The sequence below is a fragment of the Protofrankia sp. Cr1 genome, from assembly GCF_963555865.1.
Classification (GTDB): domain Bacteria; phylum Actinomycetota; class Actinomycetes; order Frankiales; family Frankiaceae; genus Protofrankia.
Window position 1 is genome coordinate 4,730 of sequence record NZ_CAUVXO010000184.1, and the last position, 3,356, is coordinate 8,085.

Annotated in this window: 3 protein-coding genes and 1 tRNA gene; 1 reads left to right on the forward strand and 3 read right to left on the reverse strand. The window is 67.7% G+C overall.

The genetic code is table 11. The features are described 5' to 3' along the window. Nucleotides 1-169 precede the first annotated feature (169 nt). Nucleotides 170-1,102: an ABC transporter ATP-binding protein gene (locus U9980_RS15240; RefSeq protein WP_322768515.1), complete on the reverse strand. Its 933-nt coding sequence runs from the start codon at nucleotides 1,100-1,102 to the stop codon at nucleotides 170-172. A gap of 413 nt (nucleotides 1,103-1,515) precedes the next feature. On the opposite strand from U9980_RS15240, the gene U9980_RS15245 reads away from it, so the two are divergent. Continuing rightward, nucleotides 1,516-1,591 (forward strand) — tRNA-Lys (locus U9980_RS15245). 419 nt (nucleotides 1,592-2,010) lie between these two features. Here U9980_RS15245 and U9980_RS15250 read toward each other — a convergent pair. Beyond that, complete coding sequence (locus U9980_RS15250) at nucleotides 2,011-2,763, reverse strand: helix-turn-helix domain-containing protein (RefSeq protein WP_416210280.1); 753 nt, start codon at nucleotides 2,761-2,763, stop codon at nucleotides 2,011-2,013. 47 nt (nucleotides 2,764-2,810) lie between these two features. Then, nucleotides 2,811-3,113, reverse strand: coding sequence for a putative quinol monooxygenase (locus U9980_RS15255; RefSeq protein ID WP_416210281.1), 303 nt, complete (start codon nucleotides 3,111-3,113; stop codon nucleotides 2,811-2,813). Nucleotides 3,114-3,356: the final 243 nt, after the last annotated feature.

Below are 3,356 nucleotides of genomic sequence, written 5' to 3' on the forward strand. Positions count from 1 at the left end.
AGCCACGTTCCGTTATGTATGACCTCGGTGAGGAAGGCCGGGCTCCCTGCCCCCGACCCAACTCCGCTGACCTTCAAAAAGAGCGCGACGATCACTGGAAGCGTCGCGAGCATCAGCACCGACACCCACGTCCGTCGCCGCATGAGCAAGATCTGGATCTCAACACGGATCATCGATCATCCAGGACGGATTGCAGGGCACCGTCGTGGTCGTTGCCGGTCAGCTCCAGGAAGACATCCTCGAGTGATCGTCGTTCCACCACCAGTTCGGAGACGCGCACGCCGGCCGAGACCAGCGCGGCGTTGAGCGCCATCGGGTTCTGCGTCCGGGCGACCAGGGAATGCCCGTCGCGGCCTTCGAGTACCCGTTCGAGCAGGTGCGCCGCGAGGTCGGAGTCCGGGGTGCGCAGGGTGACCCGACCGGTCGGCCCGCACAGCGCATCAAGGGAATCGTGGGCGACCAGTTGGCCGTCACAGATGATCGCTGTCTCGGTGCAGAGCATTTCGACCTCCGAGAGCAGGTGCGACGACAGGAAGACGGTCGTTCCCTCGGCGTTCAGCTCGAGCAGCAGATCGCGGATCTCCCGGATGCTCTGCGGATCAAGCCCGTTCGTCGGCTCGTCCAGGATCAGCAGACGAGGCCGACGCAACAGGGCCGCGGCGAGACCGAGACGCTGCTTCATCCCGAGCGAGAATCTGCTGATCGGTCGGTCGTCGATGTCACCGAGCCCGACCCGGTCCAGGGCGTCCTCGATCCGTCGCCGGCGGGAACGCCGAGCACCGCCCCGGCCGGCGGCGTCGAGCGCAGTCAGCTCGACCCGGGCGGACAGAAAGGTGTGGAACGCGGGCGCCTCGACGAGAGCGCCGATCTTGGGTAGTACCTGCCGGGCATGACGCGGCATGCTCCGGCCGAGAATCTTGACGGTGCCGGCGCTCGGGCGCACCAGGCCGAGCAGCATCCGGACGGTCGTGGACTTACCGGATCCGTTCGGGCCGAGGAAACCGAACCGGTCACCGGTCGCCACCTGGAGGTCGAGGCAGTCCACCACGGTCCGGTGCCGGTAGCGTTTGGTCAGGCCGTCCGCGTGGATCGCGAACGTCATCCCGGTTCTCGCGTGATGTCGGCAGGCTCGAGCTGTCGGATGATGTCGCTTTGTCGAACGATGGTGACAGCACCGGGCGCGCGGCAACCACGCGTCGCGATCGGCGGGTCGACCGGACCAACCGCCAGCACGTCCAGCGGACGCAGGCCCGACGCGTGGCGGCAGGATGATCGGGAGGTAGGCACTGTGCCTACCAGTAAAGCGGGGTCGTCCCATGGCATCGACAGTCGGGTCGGACGCGGCCCGCGTGTCGCGCCAGACCGATCAAGGCATGCGGGACGGAACCGCATACATGCCCTGCGGTCGCCAGGTCATTCACCTGTCGCCCGCCGCATCGCGCATCTGTCGCATCGCGCATCTGTCGCATCCTGGCATCGTGGCAGGTCGGTTCGACAGGTACGATCAGGGTCCGCGGGCCGTTAGCTCAATAGGTAGAGCAGCAGACTTTTAATCTGCGGGTTCAGGGTTCGAGCCCCTGGCGGCCCACCAACCGCCCCTTGGGTGGGTGTCACGTAGCGTCCGACCTGGGCATTCGGCGGTTCTCAAGCCCAACTTCTCAATCTTCTTAGAGCGCCCGGCAATAGGGGAGTGGATCAAGGAGCGGGGCTGGGGCACGTAGATCGCGAGGCGGAGGAGGAAGGCACCCTGGTGTTGGGTGTCGACCGACGACAACGACGCGAGGTGCGTGCCCCAGCCCCGCGACGCTGCGTCCCCTATTGCCGGGCGCTCTTAACCTCCTCGTTACGTCTTGGACGGCTCTGACGAGTGCGTTGCTGCAGCGCCCGGTTCGGCGTCCGCAGGCGTTACGTTCGGGGACAGGGCAGCTCGATACAGCGTCCGGGGAGTCGTGCGTTGAGACTCGGGCGTTTGGTCCGGGCGTCAGGACGGAGCGTTCGGGCCCGGTCCGGTCAGGGTCGGAAGCTGGCCCGGTACTCCGTGGGTGTGCGGCCGGTCAGGTCCCGGAAGGCGGTATTGAACGCTGACAGGGAGGTGTAGCCGGTCATGAAGGCGATCGTGGTTATTGGGGTGTCGCCGGCGGCGAGCTCCTCGATCGCCCGCACGACTCGCATGCGGCGCAGGACCGCCCGCCAGGTCATACCGGTTTCCGCTTCAAAGCGCCGGGCCAGCGACCGTGGCGCGAGGCCCACCTCGTCGGCGAGGTCTTCGAAGCGGACCTCGCTGCCGAGCCGCTGTTCGGTCAGCCGTAGAGCCCGGCGCAGCTCCGGTGATCGTCCGGCCGGCACGACGACAGGGCTTGGCTGCTCGGCGAGCCGCCAGGTCACCGCGGCGAGCGCGGCGAACAGCGTCTCGCCGTAGGCCGTAAGGGGTTCATCGCTCTCGCCCCACGCGCCGCACTCGTTCACCAGTGCCCGGGCCAGCGGGTTGAGGTCGAACACCGTCAACGGTGCTGGCAGCGCCGGGGTGAATGCAGTGTCGAACAGAACCGACGCGGTGGTGACGGGCCGCGGGATGCTGACCCGGATGGGCCGGCCTGCCTCGATCAGCGCGGCCCGGGCCGGCGGCAGCAGCCACGCCTGACCCTGGGCCTCCAACCGGAGGGCGCCGGCGGAGGCGCAGAGCAGGTAGTGGCGGTCGACGCAGAGATCGCGATCGGGCTCCGGCGCGAACGTCCGGACGAAGCTGTACGCCTTCCGGGCCATCGACAGGTCTCGCACGGGCCGATCGTAGGAACCGGCCGCGACGTCGTTCAGGCGACCACCTCCAGCAGCTCGGCGTGGAACCGTCGGCTCACCGGCGCCCCGGTCATGATCGGTCGGAGCACCTCGCCGGAGCGCGTGAAGGAATCCGAGCTGAGGTAGCCGGCGAACGACACCTGGTCGTCCCACTCGTGCACGACGGTGATCTGGGTGTCGTCCTCGCGCGACGCGTAGACCCGGAAGGCAACGTTGCCCGCCATGGCGCGGACCTGGTCACGCTCGCCGTCGAGCTGGGCGAGGGCAGCCGGGCGGTCGGTCGCGGCGGTACTGAAATCGAGGATGGCGATGAGCACCACAGACCTCCTGGTTCGGGCGGTGACCGCCGTGAAAGTGATACCCCGATCCTCCGACAGCCCCCACCCGGCGGCCTCGGTCAGCCGGACGCGTTTACGCTCTCATCGGACAAAGCCCGCTCCCAGCGAATCAATGCAACCGCGGACAGCAGCCAAAACGTATCGGTGGTGCCGAGTAGGACCGTCAGAGCCACGCGTGGTAGCGCCAGTCCTCCAGGTATCCGGCCTGAAGCAGTCCGTCGA

What these genes read in the sequence shown, in the direction of transcription:
- U9980_RS15250 (WP_416210280.1), bottom strand. Translation starts at nt 2,763, where the DNA reads ATGGCCCGGAAGGCGTACAGCTTCGTCCGGACGTTCGCGCCGGAGCCC.
- U9980_RS15240 (WP_322768515.1), bottom strand. Translation starts at nt 1,102, where the DNA reads ATGACGTTCGCGATCCACGCGGACGGCCTGACCAAACGCTACCGGCAC.